Below are 16,347 nucleotides of genomic sequence, written 5' to 3'. Positions count from 1 at the left end.
TATACCCTCAAATTTTAAATTAATTATTTATAAAGTTCCGCTAAATGCTTGGTTTTGTAATGATGAAAATAGATTATTGATATCTTTACATGAGTCCACAAGTTTATTCTTAATCTGATGAATTTTAATACATCTTTCATCAAATTGAATTTGCAAATTAATAGGAGGTATTAATAAAGGTAATTTTTTTAATTGTCCCATATTAATCGATGCAATTCCTGTTGTTTGCTTGGCAGATTTTAAGAAATATCTTTTCCCATATTCACTTCCAATAATCCAATTCAAATAATTAGGTGTAAATTCTTTTGATGTTAATCTAACTCTAAAGACATGATTTTGATGAATGCATTCATCGACTTCATTATTCCATAAAGTTCCTCGTCCTAATTTATCAGGATCACCACCTTCCGTTAGAAGTAAATCTCCTTGTCTGAGTTTATAACGCTTAATCTCATCATCCGAAGCTTCAATTGTTTTAATTATAGAAAGATTTAAGTATTTATCCTGAACATTAGATACTGCTAAATAAGGAATTTCTCTTAGCGATTTTCCTGTGATTTTTCGCCCTTTGGTGATACCTGAAACGATATCAGCAACATCACCTAAATTTTTGTCTGAACGCCACCCCTTTGGATTACTCACAGGATCACCAAACATATCAATAAACGTGGCTTGTAAAAGCTGGTCTAGCTTTTTAATCGCTTGCTGACGTTTTTGGCGTAGTTCATCCGCTTGATCTAAAATAGAGGCTATTCGGCGTTGTTCTGCTAGTGGTGGGAGTGGGATTTTATTTGCTAGAAACTTTCCACGAGTAATATGTTTCATCGTGGCACCATGAACTTGGCTCTCCATTTCAACTATAGACAGTTCAAGAGCACGTTTTAAATAAGTTTTATCAATTTTTTCATTGTTGGGTACAACTTTGAAAATATGCTGATTAATACAAGCATCTTGTCCGTGCCACTCATAAACACCTAAACTAGCTGACCATGAAACTAATAAATCACCTTTACGCGCGATGTTAGCATCTTTAACTTCACGTTCTGTATAGTTATATTCTTTTGAAGGGTCATTTAAGTTCTGAATACGAATAATTGGTTTACCTTCTGTTCCCCAATCTTCAGGCTTAAAAGCAACGCCATTAATAAAATCAGCAATATCACCTAAACAAACTAAAGGGTAACTCATTTCAGCAACTCCTTAAGCTCATTCATTCCTTTTAGAATATCCTGCTCAAGAAGTTCTAAATCCGCCAAAATTTTACTTGGTGATTCGTATTGCACTTGCTCATACACCACTTCTTTATAACGGTTAATTGATAAATCATAACCATTGGCAGCGATATCGGCTTTATCTACCAAGAAACTTTGTTCAGTCGCTTTACGGTCTATTTCAGCATCTAAATTTTTAAAACGGGCAATGATGTCAGGAATATTGTTATTTTCATGCTTAGACGCATCTAGTTCATTACGCTTATCATCTAGTGAATAACCATCTGCCCGCATGTCATAGAACCAAACTTTATCTGTACCACCAGATTCAGTTTTAGTGAAAATCATAATTGCAGTGGAAACACCTGCATACGGTTTAAACACACCGGACGGCATCGAAATAATCGCTTCGAGCTTTTGCTCTTCTACAATTTTTTGGCGCAAATCTTTATGCGCTTTAGATGAACCAAATAACACACCATCAGGCACAATCACCGCAGCGCGCCCACCTGTTTTAAGCAAACGTAAGAACAAAGCTAAAAACAGCAATTCAGTCTTTTTGGTTTTAACAATCGCCTGAATATTCTTGGCACAACTTTCGTAGTCCAAACTACCCGCAAATGGAGGGTTAGCAAGAATTAGGCTGTACTTACTTTCAATATGTGAATGTGCTTCGCTTAATGAATCACGGTTTTCAATACTTGGGTTTTCGACCCCGTGTAGCATCATGTTCATTGAACCAATTCGAAGCATGGTGCTGTCAAAATCGTAACCAAAGAAAGTTTCTTCACTAAAGCGTTTTGCAACTTCAGAGTTAGCAAAAATCTCAGTACTATAATGTTGGCTAAGGTATTCACTTGCTGCCACAAGAAAACCAGCCGTACCACAAGCTGGGTCACAAATGGTATCGGTAGGCTTAGGCTGCATAAGCTCTACAATCATTTTAATAATATGACGAGGTGTCCGGAACTGCCCATTCTGACCCGCTGAAGCGATCTTACCGAGCATATACTCGTAAACATCACCTTTAGTGTCTTTATCATCCATTGGCACATCTGCCAAAAGGTCAATCACTTTAGTTAATAATGCAGGATTAGGAATAGTAAAACGGGCATCTTTCATATGATGACTATAAGTAGTGTCATCATCACGGCCTAAGTTTTTAATAAAAGGAAAGACTTCCTCTGCAACCGTTTTATATAACTTAGCTGGATCACCTAAATGAATGAGTTTAGACCAACGTAAGTGATCTTGTTCTGGTTCAAAAATTGGTTGTTCAACAGCAATTTTGAGACGATTCGCCTTTTTTTCTTTTGTAGTTTGAATTTCATCAAGACGGCGAATAAACAGTAAATATGTCATTTGCTCCATGACTTCTAAAGGGTTAGAAATTCCACCACTCCAGAAAGCATTCCAAATTTGGTCAATTTTACTTTTAATCTCGCCCGTAATCACAATGTTGAACCTCAAATTTCTTCGATGCGTATTGTGTTAGAAATACCTTTGAAATGCTATAGCCATACATGTTCAGCGGCAATACATGTCGTCCCTCTCAATCTTTTGCTTATTTTTAAAGCTGTATTTCGATAGATTGAATTAGAGGAGAAATTAAGCAAACGACTACAGACGCCTACAAAGCTTCAATCAAGATTTTTTTAAACTTTTATTTTTGATTTGAATTTTTTCTAAATGCAAACCTAGGTGAAAAAATAAATGGCATGTCTCGGAAAGATTGGGACCAGCACCGTGTATTTATTAATTACCGTTATACATTTTAAGAGCAGGCTAAACGTTTAGTTTAGCTTTATTATTTTTATTAATTTATAGCTTTAGAGATATTAACTTTTGAGTTTAATTAAAATATAAAATTATAATTAAAATTTTTATAATATTTTATTTAAATTGAATTGACCTGTTAAAAACTTATGATTATTATGGTCTCGCTGGCCTACATTGCCAGTCGGTTTTGACAGACCGCTATACATACAGCGCATCAGATTTGCTCCTTCTGAGGGGGAGATCTGTGTGTAAAAACCACCGTCCCCCTCACGTTGCGGTAGGGCGGAAGGGGGACACCTTCGGGTGTGCTGGTTCTGTATGTCCGGTCTGTCAACCCTCTTTCGTTCTACCACCCTAATCAATTGACGGTGATTTTCGGTGGTAGGACTCCATACATTCTAAGGAGTTGACCATGCCACTATATATATTTATCCCCTCTCACTTATAAACTTTTTATTTATTTAAAATTTAGGTTTTCTATTATCTAATTTTTTAAATTTATAAATTATTTTTATTTTAAAATTTAAGTCATTTTATTTTATTGCTTTTATAGGCGGGTTAACTATTGCCTTTAAAAATGATTTTAAAACTTAAAATATAGCGGTTTATTTTTTCTCATTGAGATATCCCCAAATCATCACGAGAATAATATGAAATTTTATAAAACTATTTTGGTTTTAGGCCTCGTTGTCGGCGATTACAGCGTTTCAGGTTGTGACATACACACTCAGCAGGAGTTTGAAAAAATTTGCCTGTCGGGTGGACACACCCAAGCCAGTTGCGACTGTATTTACCAACGGCTTGAACAAGTGTATTCGCCTCAGCTCATGCAACGCCTAGAACATGTCAGTTTGCAAAGTCCTGCTCTCCCACAGGACTTTGCCCCTACTTTTTTTAGCGTGATGCGGCGGTGCGATAAAAACGACATGGGCTAAGCGTTTGGCTTAGCTCCCTTATCTCTGTGTCGCAATGGTGGATAACTTTAAATCAGCGCAAAAAATTAAAGTTCTGTTGTGGCACGGGGGCCTTGGAGGGAAATAAGTCAACTCTACTGAACAATAAAAATATACAGTACTGTCTACCCCCTATTTGTTATGCTTTTGGCACTTCATAAAGATAAGAAGGAATAAATTTGGCAACACCATATATAACAATAGGCTGCCCCACTAGTGGCGGTGGTCAAGTAATTTCTGGGAACAGTATGTTCCTAATTGACGGTATTCCCGTTGCCTGTGTCGGTGACAAAGCTACCTGCCCCACTCATAAAGTTGTTGCAACTATTGTGTCTGGCGACCCGTATATGCAAATCTTTGGTAAAGCTGCTGCGCGTGTTAACGACTCTCTTTCCTGTGGCTGTAAGTTACTTCCACAACAGAACTTAGTAGTTCAAGACAATGGTGGTGGTTCGGCTCAAAGTTTGCCAGCGAGTAAAGCCCAAACTCAAGATAGCTTTGTAGAAGACAAATCTAAAGAATATGGTATTCAGTTCCAATTAAAGGATGAAAAGACCCAAAAAGTTTTTAGTGAAATCCCCTATTCAATTATTTACAAAAAGGATGGAAAAGTAGAAACCGGTTGGACGGATAAAGAAGGTAAGACCCATGTCATCAATGCTGACTCACCAGATGAAGTAGAGTTTCAGACCATTGATGCTTCTAAACCGTTACCTCCACTTTAAGGATTTAAAATGGCACAAGATAGAGTTTTCTCACCAACATTAATTCCATCTTTAGATAATGAAGTTAAAGTTTGTCATGCAGATGAATTATTAGACCCATTGTTATGCAATAGTATTGTTAAAATTCTTAATTATCATACTACAGTGCCTTACACCTTTATGATGAATCAAGGTCAATGGGATGGTGTTAAAAACAGAATACCTTTTGAACATGATTTAGCAATTCGTTTTGGGCTTGAGTATGATTTACGTCAGTTTAGTGAATCAGTTTTAGAAAGATATTCTTTTCATACAATGATGTATCTTAAGTTCACGATGTATGCTCAAAAGCATTCCTTAAATGAAGGCTCAACTTTTATCAGGGAGCTTGCCAAAGATTCTTTTACAGCACGCATGGCAATTGCTAAGAAAAATTTTGGTGAAGTTATTGATCTTGCTCTTTCCAATGCAAACAAGCCTGTTTTAGCGGGAAATGCTATTGCCATCCATGAGAATAATGGACCATATCTAATTAATGAGAATATGTATAAGAAAGTATTTGGCCGTCCTTATGATAGTGCTACCGTATCGCAGTTTATACGACAATATCAATATACACCGCCACTTAGTAGTTTCTAGTCACGAGTAATAATATGAAGAAAACGATATTAATATTTTTAGCACCGCTTCTTTTGGTTGGCTTCAATGGATGTAAAGCATCTGAAAAAGAGGATATAGATACATTTATTCAAAAGGACTTTAAGAATTACGTTACTGATAATAGAAAGTTGATTTTGGAAGCCAATAAAGATGTAAAACAAGAGCCAGCTCTAAAAGAGATTATTTTCAAAAATACTTTTGTAAAAGTAAGAACTGCACAAAGTCTACTTAACGAAGAGTATGGTAATTGGTTAACTGGCTTAGATAAAAATAAGTTTGATTATACCGACCTCAACGATGTCTGTTGGCTGACCGTCTACATGCAAAACTATATAAATAATATGGATGAGCGATATAGAGCCAATATCACCGAAGACACCAAGAAAAGTGTTAAGCAACTATACGAAGCAAGAAATGAAATTATCAAGCTAAGAGATAGCAAAGACAAATCTCTAGCAACTTTTCAGCAAGTTTGTAAATAGTTGAAAATATTAATTAAATATTAATATATAAAGCTCCCATTAAAAGGAGCTTTATATAGCTAATTTTATAAATTAGTTATAGCTAAATCTAGTTATTCCCTGCCTGAATAAGAAATGGTTAATTAATTGTGAAATCTAAACTTTGTATTATTTTATTGTCTCTTTTAACGGTAGCATGTAGCCAAGTCCGCCCTCAAAAACATGGAATTACTGAAGCTGATATAACCCAAGCAAATGAAGCATCACTCTATGTCCAGTTTAATCAGCTTTATTACACAAAATCCTTATATAAAGCAGCATACAATGAAGTTAACAAGGTAACTGAAACTAATGATCAGTTGCTAAGTTATGCCACTTTTTTAATGTATGCAGTCAATACAACTTACGATTCTTTAGACATAAAGCTTAATGATGATCTAGATTTAATGGCTTCTGGCAAAAAAAGTAAGATGTCAATTGATGCTTTAGATTCATTATGTGTAAGTAATAAATACATTGAAAAATATATAAAACTCAAAGAAAAAAGCGGAAGTGAGATATCAGCTAAAGCGAAAGAACTTTCAAAAGAGGCTTTGATACTTCAACCGAAAATTGAAAAAATCATTATGAAAACTGATTCACCGTTAAATGATATTGAATGTAAAAAATTAATCTAAGCGAGAAAAGGCCCTGATTATTCAGGGCTTTTTCTAGAAAGAATTAAAGTTCTGTTGTGGCACGGGGGTCTGGGGGATACCAAAATAACTAATTAATAACGAGTGATATATAACTTTACTTATCGGCCTTCTGAGCTCGCTCTACAGTAATATAGTCATTGGGAATAACTAACTGCTTTTCTATATCTTTCACTTTGTAAGAAACTAAAGTGCTTTTACCAATGCCTTGAAATAACACTTTAACTTCTTTAAAAATAAAGGTTTGATACTGGCTCAGTTCTTTAGTAGTTGTTTTTGGTAATTCAATTAAATTTGCATAAGGTTCTTTAATATATAAGGTTGCCTTTTCTATTCTTACACCAATTTTTTGCATGGCGTAGTTTAGAAATGTGTTACCAACTTCTTCAATAAAAAACATAGGTGCAAGTGGTATCAAAATCAAAATAATGGCTACTTGTAAGCTATCATTAATATGCGTTTCTAATCTTTTGAATTTCTTTATCGCAAATGTTTTAAGATGATCACTTGCTTCTGGGTCATCAATAATATCTTGCAAATTCTCAAACTTTATACGAAATTCTTTAATCTTCTGTCGGTTGATGTAAAAAGGATAATAAGTAAAGGCAATAAAAAATACGGTAATGCCTATGTAAAGATTGATTTTCCAATGTAGTAAAAACAAACTATGAATAACATATAACAGATAAAGGGATGCAGCCAATGTGGTAATACTAATCTTTGGAAATGGCAGTTTTTGTCCAATTCTGATATGAGGTGGTAAAAACTTATCAACTACACTAAAGATGATATATGTTACTGGAACTAAGGAAATACCAAAGAAAAACAATATCGTGCTTAGCCCCGCATAAATAATAGAACATGCTGCAAAAATCAGTAAAAAAATGAGCGTATCACCAAAGCTAATTTCCGAAGGGATATAGCTAATCGTCACTAAATATGCGACTAAGCATAATACACCTATAGCAATAATGGCTTTAGTCGTTGTGAGTGCTGTTTCATGCCACTGCCCCAGATTATTTAAATATCTTGTTATTAAGTTGTTCATTTGATCTAACCAAATTTTATAAATTATTTAGAAAGAGATGATTACCTTTTTCATCAACCGCTCCACAGCGAAGTAATCATCTTTTGAAATTTCCCCCAATTTAAATGTTTATCTTCACCCCACCCCTATTCAATATTGCTTCATTTTTTCCCTAAAAATTACGGAGGATTAGAGTGTTTTTTGACTTGTGTAAAAAACTGAAATTACTTCTCTTAGTTCATTGCACCAATAAAATCAGCAATATGTAATCTTATCAATTAAGTTTTAAAGATTACAGGCACCTTTTTTGAGAGTGAGATACAAGCATCTATCCACCTACCAAAAGTTAATATACCTAAGGATGAAATTATTAGCAAAATAATTAAAAATAAAAATAAAGAAGGACTATTCTCTACATTACTAAATAATGGCGGTTTATTTAAAAACTCAGACATTGATAAAATAAAATAATTAAAAAATAAAAAACCTCCTGTAACAAAATAAATCCCCCAACAAAGTCTTCTTAGCAATATAATTCTATTTTTATAAAAATTAGAAACGAGTTTACAATCCTCTGTATCTGAATTAATTACCTTTACATAAAATAAAGATTGATCAAAATCTTGAATAGCTTTAAAAATATCCCTACATTTATTTTTAATTAAAAAATCTAAAATATCTGCTCCTACCTTATAATTACAAGTAACTTGACGTGCCTTTAAATCTTTTAAAGAAAATTCTATCGATGTATTATTAAAGTAATTTTGGATATAGTCATTTAAAATATCTATTTGCATATCATAGAACTTTCTTTTTTTTGCCAATCTAAAAGCTTCGGAGAAAAACCAATAAAATATTGGAGTAAAAGGAATTGATTTCAAAAGCATTTCAAAAATATTCATTTTATTCATAACTTCTATAAAATATAAAAATACCTATAAGCAACAATCCACCCATAAATGGCAATAATATTTCTAAATGCGAAAACATACTTACATAAGCCATAAGAAATATTATCCCAAATGCTATACAAACTAGAACATCCACCCATAGCAACATTTTCTTTTGATGTTCATATCTGTTTTTAACTTGAACAAATGAGTTAATAAACTTTTGAGCTATGCCTTTATGTTTATTCTTAAAAAGGCTTTCATGATGATCAATTTCATCTTTTAAAGCTGCCAAAGTATTACTTTGATTCCTAATGAGCATAGCTAAAATAATTGCATAAAATCCTATAGCCAATATAACTAATAAATTTGTTAAACTTATCCCATAAAATTTATTTGGATCTTCTAATGCAAGCTTTCCAAGCTTAAGCTTATCTGCAGCTAATATTACAGATACAGGCACTCCAATTAATTGAGTTTGTATATCTGAAAAAACTTTATTTAATCTTACTATAAAATCTACTTTTTCTTTTTCAACTTCTTTTTTTATATCTTCATATGAAAATTTAGACATATATATGTCTAATTCACTATCAACACAATGGTTTAATTTCTTAAAATCATTAATTATTTGTGAGAATTTAATAGTTTCACAATCTTTAAAAAAATTAACTAATGTTTTCTTTAATATTTGATCTTTTTCTTTATTAGTTATACCATTACTTAAATCTTCAGTTAAAAACTTAGACATGAACTTAATAGCATCAGGTATTTCTATCAAATCTTGAGAATGATACTCATCTGTAACTACAAGTTTTTTATTTCCAAGAAATATTAAATTTTGATTTCCATGCTCACTACTTTTATGATCTGATTTTTCTTCAAAAAATTTATATATTTTTATTATATTAAGGTAATTCTCAAAATAAGAGTCAACTCTATCAAAATAAAATGCTTTTTTACTTTCAATTAAATAAAAAAATTGTGCTGGTACATCCCTTCTATAATTAGAATCATTAAGTAATTTATCAAAATTTTTAAATATATTTAAAACTTTATAAAAAGTAATAATTAAACCATTACTACTAAACGATAATTCCTCTTCTATTTTTTCTGCATCGCGAAGTAAATTTGTAACTTTTATTAAGTCATCATTATTTTTCGCACGTCCAGTTATACGACTGCCTTCCATAGACAAATCGTATAACAAATCACATGCCTGAGCTATTTTCTCAATAAATAGCTTTTTTTCTTCATACTCACTCATAAGTGATATACTTTATAAAAAACAAATTTATGAACCTTTTGCATTTAAAATCCTCTGATGTAATTCATCAGGTACTTTTTGAATTTTTAACTCTCTAATATCTTGATCATAAAAGATACTTTCACCAATTTCTGTGATAGGAAAACTTACCGACCCTCCTTTGATTTTTCCTGATACACGCTCAAGATCTTTGACTTTACCTTTGTGAGGATTAAAAGTTTCATCAATCTTAAATTTATCATTAGATTTAATAAATTCTAAAAATTCATTTTCCTTTATCTTCTCATCAGTAGGTGAAATTAATGCTGTGATGTCACGCAAACTAACAGGCTGTTTCTCTTTAATTTTAGTAGATAAATAGTTATGGAGAATATCTCTTTTTTGTTCTCGAAACTCCATTTTGCTATCTTCATTTAGAAAACTTTTACTTTCTACATAAGCATCTAATGCTCTAATTAAAGCTGAAGTATTTGCTGTTGATTCTGCAAAGTTTTCACAACCTAGAGCTAATCTAAAATATTGTGTAATATCTTCATCTACCCCCCTTTTCTTGACAAAAGCAAAACATCTCTCAGGTAATCCATCTTCATCGATCCCTTCTCCTACTGATCTTGCTAGCCATGTATCAAGATTCATACGTACAGCTTCATGAAAGTTCTTCATGGTAAAAGATTCAGTTTCAAAGAAAGATAAATCTTTTTCGTCAATGCCAAATCTTGTCTCTAATTTAAGCATTACAACTAATAAGTAATTAGTAATATTATATTTGTAATTAATCAGTAATACATAACCACCTGTAGCTTTATATTTTCTTTTTATTTCACCAACTATCTGGTCGACAACTTTTTTTGAAAAATTATAAAAATCAATAGTTTTCTCATCTTCTTTAAAACATTTTATAAGGTTCTGATGAAAAATATTAATATCTGCACTCGCAATATCCGCCCAAGTATTAGCTTCTTCTGAATATGCTTTTAATAAATCATTCGTAAATTTTACCAATAATGGGCGAATTCAAACATGAGGTGCGACAGTTTCAAAAGCCATATGATAATCAACAAGCTGAGCAAATTTCTCTAATGGTGTAAGCCAATCTAACGCCTTTCTAGGACGAGTATTCAGTGACATGGCAACTTGATTTAAATAATGCTGATCTGCCTGATTTAAATCAATCCCTTTAGGTAAATATTGCCTAATTAAACCATTCATATTTTCGCATGTGCCTTTTTGCCAGGGTGAATGTGGGTCACAGAAATATACATCTATGCCTAAATCTTCTTCGAGTATTTTATGTTCTGACATCTCACGTCCACGGTCATAGGTCAACGTTTTACGCAGTTCTGCAGGTAAATATTTCAGAGCTTCAGTTAAAGCCTTGCGCACTGATTCTGCCTTTGCATCAGGTAATGTTGCCAAGATACAGAGCCGTGTATTTCGTTCAATAAGTGTTGCTATCGAACTTTTATTGTCTTTACCTTTAATTAAATCAGCTTCCCAATGACCCGGTATTTTTCTTTCTTGAACTTCGGCTGGGCGCTCATGAATAGTTTTAATATCCTGTAATATAGAATCTTTTTTAGGTTCACCGTTAGCTTTTCGCTTTTTATTTTCATGACGTAGACAGGATAATAAGTCTTTTTTCAACTCACCCTTGGGTAATGCTCGTATCGTTGAATAAATCGTTGTATGGCTTACATTCATTGTTTGATCCAAATCAGGAAATGTCTTTAAACGCTTTGCTATTTGCTGAGGAGACCATAAACAACGGATCGCTTCAACAATAAATTTCCAGAGGATTGAATCGATTTTGAGTTTTCTGTGACCACGTCTACGTCTAGCAAAAGTGTTATCAGAAGCATATTGAGCTTGATAAACGTCATTGATGCTATTTCTTTTAAGCTCACGATAGATCGTACTAGGATGTCTTTTAATAAGTTCAGCAAATTTTCTGGCTGAAAAGCCTTCTTTTCTTGACTCAAGCATTAATGCAGTACGATCTTCAAAGTTAAGATGATGGTATGACAATTTTATATACTCCATAAACCCTTTAAATTAATTAGGTGGTTTATGTCGCACTTCAAGTTTTACTCTGCCATGGATCACTTGTGTTAAAACATCCAGGCTTATATTTAGGCTCTGCAATACTACTATTAGTTTGTTTTTTTACACCATGAATAACTGCATTTAGAATTTCTATTGTCATAATAATCTCATATATAAAAAATTACCAATACAACACAGTATTTTACATACTTTTACTAAAAAAATAATATCTATCTACTTATTACCCAAATATAAAATTATTTTACTTATAAAAACAAAAAACCCCGAAACTTTCGTTTCAGGGCTTTTCACGAATCTTGGTGGAGATGGCGGGAGTTGAACCCGCGTCCGCCAGCACTACGCTCGAGAATACTACATGCTTAGATATCGTCTATTGTTTTAACACCAAGTGACCCGACGAACAGGGTACAAGGTGCGATCCTCTAAGTTTGGTATAAAGCCCCGAGGCTTGACTCTATACGGACTTGTGTGCGTGCGCTTCAGTCGGGTTCCCAGACCACAAGTATTCTAGGAAGCGGACAAGCGGCCCTTAGGCAGCTAGAGCGTAAGTTTCGTCGTTTGCGACTATTTAAATGCAAATTTTATTTACGAGAGAAAATGCGCTCTCGGCATGCATCTATGAGTTTCATCACCGGCGTCGAAGCCAATAACATCCCCATGAATGTCTGCACATCATAGCATAACTAAAATAAAATGCTGTGCATTTTATCAACATTCTGCCACTGATGAACATACTTACATAATTGAGTGCCTTTTGTTTTTTTCAAGGCCCTTTATAAAAAAAGCTGCCAAAAATGACAGCTTTTTTAAGTTTGCTCTATAAGGCACCATTGCCTAACACGATCCCTTCACGGCGTGGGTCTACCCCACCTGCGTATTTACTTTGATTATTTATATTTACTTTCATAATCGTTGAAATACCACTGGTTTGCGCAGTGTTAGAGATGCCATGCCCTTTTGCTTTTAAGCCTTCAATTAGGTCAACTAAGGAAAGCTGTACATTCGAGCTATCTACATTGGTGTTTTTGCTATTGGTTGCGCCAAAGTTAACAAGCGAAGTGGCCTGCTGTGCGTTTAAGTTCCAGTCCAATGCACCTACCAAAGTTTTAACCACATATTGAATGATGGTACCGCCACCTGGTGAACCTGTTGCCATATAAAATTCATCTGGCGTGGTGCCCTTAAATACTAAAGTTGGTGCCATAGTACTACGTGGGCGTTTGCCGCCTTCTACACGGTTGGCAACCAGCGCCCCAGTGCTGTCATAAGGGTTTGCGCTAAAGTCAGTTAACTGGTTTGACAGCAAGAAACCATCCACCATGTGGAATGAACCCATGCTCGATTCAACAGTCGATGTCATTGAAACCACATTGCCATAGGCATCTACTATCGTGAACTGAGTTGTACCGTGTTCAACAGTGGTGTCGACACCCGAAGCTGGGTTGAAATTACCTGCTGGAGCAACGCCCATACTTTGGTTCGGGTTAATCAATGCTGCACGTTGCTTTAAGTAATTTTTATCAATAAAACTTGGAATACCCTGTGCCGGCAAACGAACAAAGTCGGTATCTGCGACATATTTGTCACGGTCGGCATAGGCCAAACGCTCTGCTTCAGATACTAAATGCACGCCCATGACATCGGGTACACCGCCTTCATTTTCAGGGTTTTTAGGTGGATAAAGCGACATATCAAAGTTTTCTAAAATACCTAGCGTTTGCGCAACTGCAATCCCTCCCGAAGATGGAGGTGGCATGGTACATACATAGTAACGGTCACGGTACGTCGTACAAATCGGGTCGCGTTTTTTCACCTGATAGTTCGATAAATCCTGCAAGGTCATCAAACTTGGGGTAATTGGAGTCCGTGCTTGGTCGTCACCCACGGTTTGCCCTGCTTTTGCCACAATGGCTTGCGCAATTGGACCAGTGTGCAGTGCGTTTGCCCCTTGTGAAGCGAGTGCTTCAAGTGTTCTGGCATAGGCTTTATTGGTCATGGTCTCGCCGACTTTACGTGGTGATCCATCTGGGTAGAAATAAGTCGCCATTGCATTTGCATCGAGCGCTAAATTGCTTGCATTACTTGCAATGGCATCTGCTAAACGCCCCGGTATGCGAAAACCGTTATCAGCCAAACCAATCGCTTCACCAAAAAGTTGGTTCCACTTAAGTTTGCCATGCTCTTTTTGTGCTTGTTCCAATAAACGCATCACACCCGGCACACCAATCGAGCGACCGCTACGGCGGGCACTTGGTACAGGTGCAGGTGAATTTGGGTCATATATATTTTGGCGAATTAAATAATATTCGTTGGCTGCAGCAGGTGCGGTTTCACGGCCATCATAAGCAGTGACTTGCTTGGTTTTGGCATCGTAATACATCATAAAACCACTACCGGCAATGGTACTCGACTGTGGCTCGACCAAACCAAGTACGGCTTGTACTGCTACGGCTGCATCAACTGCACTACCGCCTGCTTTTAAAACATCACACCCTGCTTTTACTGCAAGTGGCGTGTTTGCCACCACCATATATTTATCTGCGTATTTAACCGTGTTACCGAGTCTATAACCCGATGCACCCTCTGGCGCGGCGGGGTCACCATTTTGGTTTGAACCGACCACCACGCTTGAACCGTCTTGTGCCAGTTTGCTACAACTGGTCGGGTCGTTATCTACAATTAAATTGGGCGGGGTTGTATTTGAATCATCCTTGGGCTGATCTGACGAGGAGTCATCTCCACATCCTTGTAATAAACCGACTGCTAATAAACTACTGAACAAAAATGAATATCTTTTATTCACGTGATAACTCCAATATATACGCCTGCCTATCCATGCAATTGCCATGCAAGCTTCTTTGTTTTCAGGTCTTCAGTTTTTTAATCTTTGATAAAAATAAAGTTTTAATAATATTAAATGATTAAGGGTGTTTATTTTATGCTCTGTGTGATGTCTCCTTGTTTGTTATCACACTCTTTTATAACTGATTTGCCCAATTCTGGCATGCTTTATTTCTTTAAATACAGGCAAAATCTGTTATTTATAAACTCGCTCATTTTGTAGTAGGCCTAAAAAAAAGCACCTCCGAAGAGATGCCTTTTGATATTTAGTGAGAAGGCATGCCGCTGACCTGTTTGGGTTTTGGACACAGCCAAATCACCAGCCCTGCAAAGACAAACACAATCGCAAATAGCAGAAACACATGGTTTGCCGACATGGTAATGGCTTCTTTATCGACTAGATTTGAAATAATTCCGAGCGTTGAGTCAGCCGTAAAACCGTTTTGCAAAAGTGTGTTTTGTACTTCAGTGGTATGTAGGTTTGACACCATTTCACTACGGGCAACTTTGGCGTGGTCATCCCATACTGTGACTGCAATTGAAGCGCCAATCGCCCCTGCCATGGTTCTTAAGAAGTTCATGAGGCCCGCAGCAGATGCAATTTCTTGCTGCAACACCGAACCAAGTGCAATGTTAGACAGTGGAATAAAGAAGAACGGTACTGCAAAACCTTGCAGGATTTGTGGCCAAGCCAGTGCCATAAAGTCGGCATCTGTGGTCCAGAATGCCCGCATTAAAGTCACAATACCCAGCAAAATTAGACCAAAGCTCGCCAGTGCACGCGGGTCATGTTTGGTCGAAAGTTTTGCCACAATTGGTGACATGGTCAAACTACCAAAGCCCATGGTTGCAGTTAAATATCCGGCCCACGTTGCGGTATAGGAAAGGTTCATTTGCAGCCACTGCGGAATCAGTACAATACTGCCAAAGAATGCGCCAAAGCCGAGCGACAAGGCCAGTACCGAAATGGCAAAGCCCCTATGCCTAAAGACTTTGACATCTACCACGGGGTGTTTATCAGTGAGTTCCCATATCAGGAACACCACAAAGCCAATGGCGGCAGTTAAAGCTAAAACCACAATACTGGTGCTATTAAACCAGTCGCGTTCATGCCCCAAGTCAAGCATAAGCTGTAACGCACCAATCCACAGAATTAACAGCCCTAAACCAACAGTGTCGATTCTTAAAGAAATGGTTTCTGTTTCGGCTACTCTTAACAAGCGCATTGCTGCTAATACACAGACAATACCAACCGGTAAGTTAATAAAGAAGATCCAGTGCCAAGACAGGTTGTCACTAATCAGACCACCCAAAATTGGTCCTAAAATTGGCCCGACGACTGTGGTCATTGCCCATAGGCCCATTGCCTGCGCATGCTTTTCTTGAGGGAAAATACGCATAAGCAAGGTTTGGCTGAGTGGCATAAGTGGACCACCACAAAGACCCTGCCCAATACGGAAAAACACCAACATTTCTAACGATGTTGCCAAACCGCATAGGAAAGAAAAGACCGTAAAGCCAATTAAACCAAAGATAAAGACCCGCACCGTTCCAAAGCGGCCTGCCAACCAACCCGTTAAAGGTACACAAATCGCTTCTGCAACTGCATATGAAGTAACGACCCATGTTCCTTGTGTGCTTGAAACAGCAAGGTTACCGGTAATATGCGGTACAGAGACGTTGGCAATGGTCGTATCAAGTACGACCATAAAGTTCGACAAGGCAATAACAAACGCTGCCAGTAGTAAACGGCCACCGCTTAACTCGGCAAAAGGTGTTTGCGTTTTCATAAGCG

14 protein-coding genes, 1 other RNA gene and 1 pseudogene are annotated in these 16,347 nt (G+C 36.0%); 6 read left to right on the top strand and 10 right to left on the bottom strand.

Translation table 11 applies throughout. The annotated features are described in order from the left end of the window. Nucleotides 1-27: 27 nt before the first annotated feature. Nucleotides 28-1,188, bottom strand: a complete 1,161-nt coding sequence (locus EGS71_RS17845) for a restriction endonuclease subunit S (protein WP_000121371.1) — start codon at nt 1,186-1,188, stop codon at nt 28-30. Next, complete coding sequence (locus EGS71_RS17840; protein ID WP_000627736.1) at nt 1,185-2,666, bottom strand: type I restriction-modification system subunit M; 1,482 nt, start codon at nt 2,664-2,666, stop codon at nt 1,185-1,187. Before EGS71_RS17840 ends, EGS71_RS17845 begins: the two co-directional genes overlap by 4 nt. A 227-nt stretch (nt 2,667-2,893) precedes the next feature. Here EGS71_RS17840 and EGS71_RS22945 point away from each other — a divergent pair. From EGS71_RS22945 to EGS71_RS17815, 6 genes and pseudogenes are all read left to right on the top strand, one after another. After that, nucleotides 2,894-2,989: pseudogene (locus tag EGS71_RS22945) on the top strand (hypothetical protein); the annotation flags it as partial. A gap of 651 nt (nt 2,990-3,640) precedes the next feature. Then, nucleotides 3,641-3,925 (top strand): hypothetical protein, encoded by a 285-nt coding sequence (locus tag EGS71_RS17835; protein WP_000675263.1) that lies wholly within the window; start codon nt 3,641-3,643, stop codon nt 3,923-3,925. 197 nt (nt 3,926-4,122) lie between these two features. After that, nucleotides 4,123-4,668: a PAAR domain-containing protein gene (locus EGS71_RS17830; protein WP_000235272.1), complete on the top strand. Its 546-nt coding sequence runs from the start codon at nt 4,123-4,125 to the stop codon at nt 4,666-4,668. 9 nt (nt 4,669-4,677) lie between these two features. Next, a complete protein-coding gene (locus tag EGS71_RS17825; protein ID WP_000046085.1) occupies nt 4,678-5,286 on the top strand; it encodes a hypothetical protein in 609 nt (202 codons plus the stop codon). A 14-nt stretch (nt 5,287-5,300) separates the two neighbouring features. Continuing rightward, nucleotides 5,301-5,789 (top strand): hypothetical protein, encoded by a 489-nt coding sequence (locus tag EGS71_RS17820; RefSeq protein ID WP_000751019.1) that lies wholly within the window; start codon nt 5,301-5,303, stop codon nt 5,787-5,789. 128 nt (nt 5,790-5,917) lie between these two features. After that, nucleotides 5,918-6,445 (top strand): hypothetical protein, encoded by a 528-nt coding sequence (locus tag EGS71_RS17815; protein ID WP_000837435.1) that lies wholly within the window; start codon nt 5,918-5,920, stop codon nt 6,443-6,445. Nucleotides 6,446-6,560: 115 nt separating this feature from the next. Here EGS71_RS17815 and EGS71_RS17810 read toward each other — a convergent pair whose 3' ends face one another. The 8 genes from EGS71_RS17810 to EGS71_RS17775 form a co-directional block, all read right to left on the bottom strand. Beyond that, on the bottom strand, nt 6,561-7,511 hold the full coding sequence (locus EGS71_RS17810) for a hypothetical protein (protein WP_001061232.1): 951 nt from the start codon (nt 7,509-7,511) through the stop codon (nt 6,561-6,563). Nucleotides 7,512-7,768: 257 nt separating this feature from the next. Beyond that, nucleotides 7,769-8,392: a hypothetical protein gene (locus EGS71_RS17805; protein ID WP_223234717.1), complete on the bottom strand. Its 624-nt coding sequence runs from the start codon at nt 8,390-8,392 to the stop codon at nt 7,769-7,771. A 1-nt stretch (nt 8,393) separates the two neighbouring features. Continuing rightward, on the bottom strand, nt 8,394-9,647 hold the full coding sequence (locus EGS71_RS17800; protein WP_000005966.1) for a hypothetical protein: 1,254 nt from the start codon (nt 9,645-9,647) through the stop codon (nt 8,394-8,396). Between the two features lie 27 nt (nt 9,648-9,674). Continuing rightward, nucleotides 9,675-10,649, bottom strand: coding sequence for a nucleoid-associated protein (locus tag EGS71_RS17795; RefSeq protein ID WP_002011311.1), 975 nt, complete (start codon nt 10,647-10,649; stop codon nt 9,675-9,677). A 12-nt stretch (nt 10,650-10,661) separates the two neighbouring features. Further along, nucleotides 10,662-11,630: an IS30 family transposase gene (locus EGS71_RS17790; protein WP_012308653.1), complete on the bottom strand. Its 969-nt coding sequence runs from the start codon at nt 11,628-11,630 to the stop codon at nt 10,662-10,664. A gap of 378 nt (nt 11,631-12,008) precedes the next feature. Next, nucleotides 12,009-12,368, bottom strand: a transfer-messenger RNA (tmRNA) gene (ssrA, locus tag EGS71_RS17785). Between the two features lie 160 nt (nt 12,369-12,528). Then, the gene (gene ggt / locus EGS71_RS17780; RefSeq protein ID WP_001042938.1) at nt 12,529-14,514 is read right to left on the bottom strand and encodes a gamma-glutamyltransferase; all 1,986 of its coding nucleotides are present in this window, start codon (nt 14,512-14,514) and stop codon (nt 12,529-12,531) included. 304 nt (nt 14,515-14,818) lie between these two features. Then, the gene (locus tag EGS71_RS17775; RefSeq protein WP_000857095.1) at nt 14,819-16,342 is read right to left on the bottom strand and encodes a DHA2 family efflux MFS transporter permease subunit; all 1,524 of its coding nucleotides are present in this window, start codon (nt 16,340-16,342) and stop codon (nt 14,819-14,821) included. Between the last annotated feature and the right edge of the window lie 5 nt (nt 16,343-16,347).

This window comes from Acinetobacter sp. FDAARGOS_559, assembly GCF_003940475.1.
In the GTDB taxonomy this organism is placed as follows: Bacteria; Pseudomonadota; Gammaproteobacteria; order Pseudomonadales; family Moraxellaceae; genus Acinetobacter; species Acinetobacter baumannii.
This window is presented reverse-complemented; position numbering and strand designations above follow the sequence as displayed.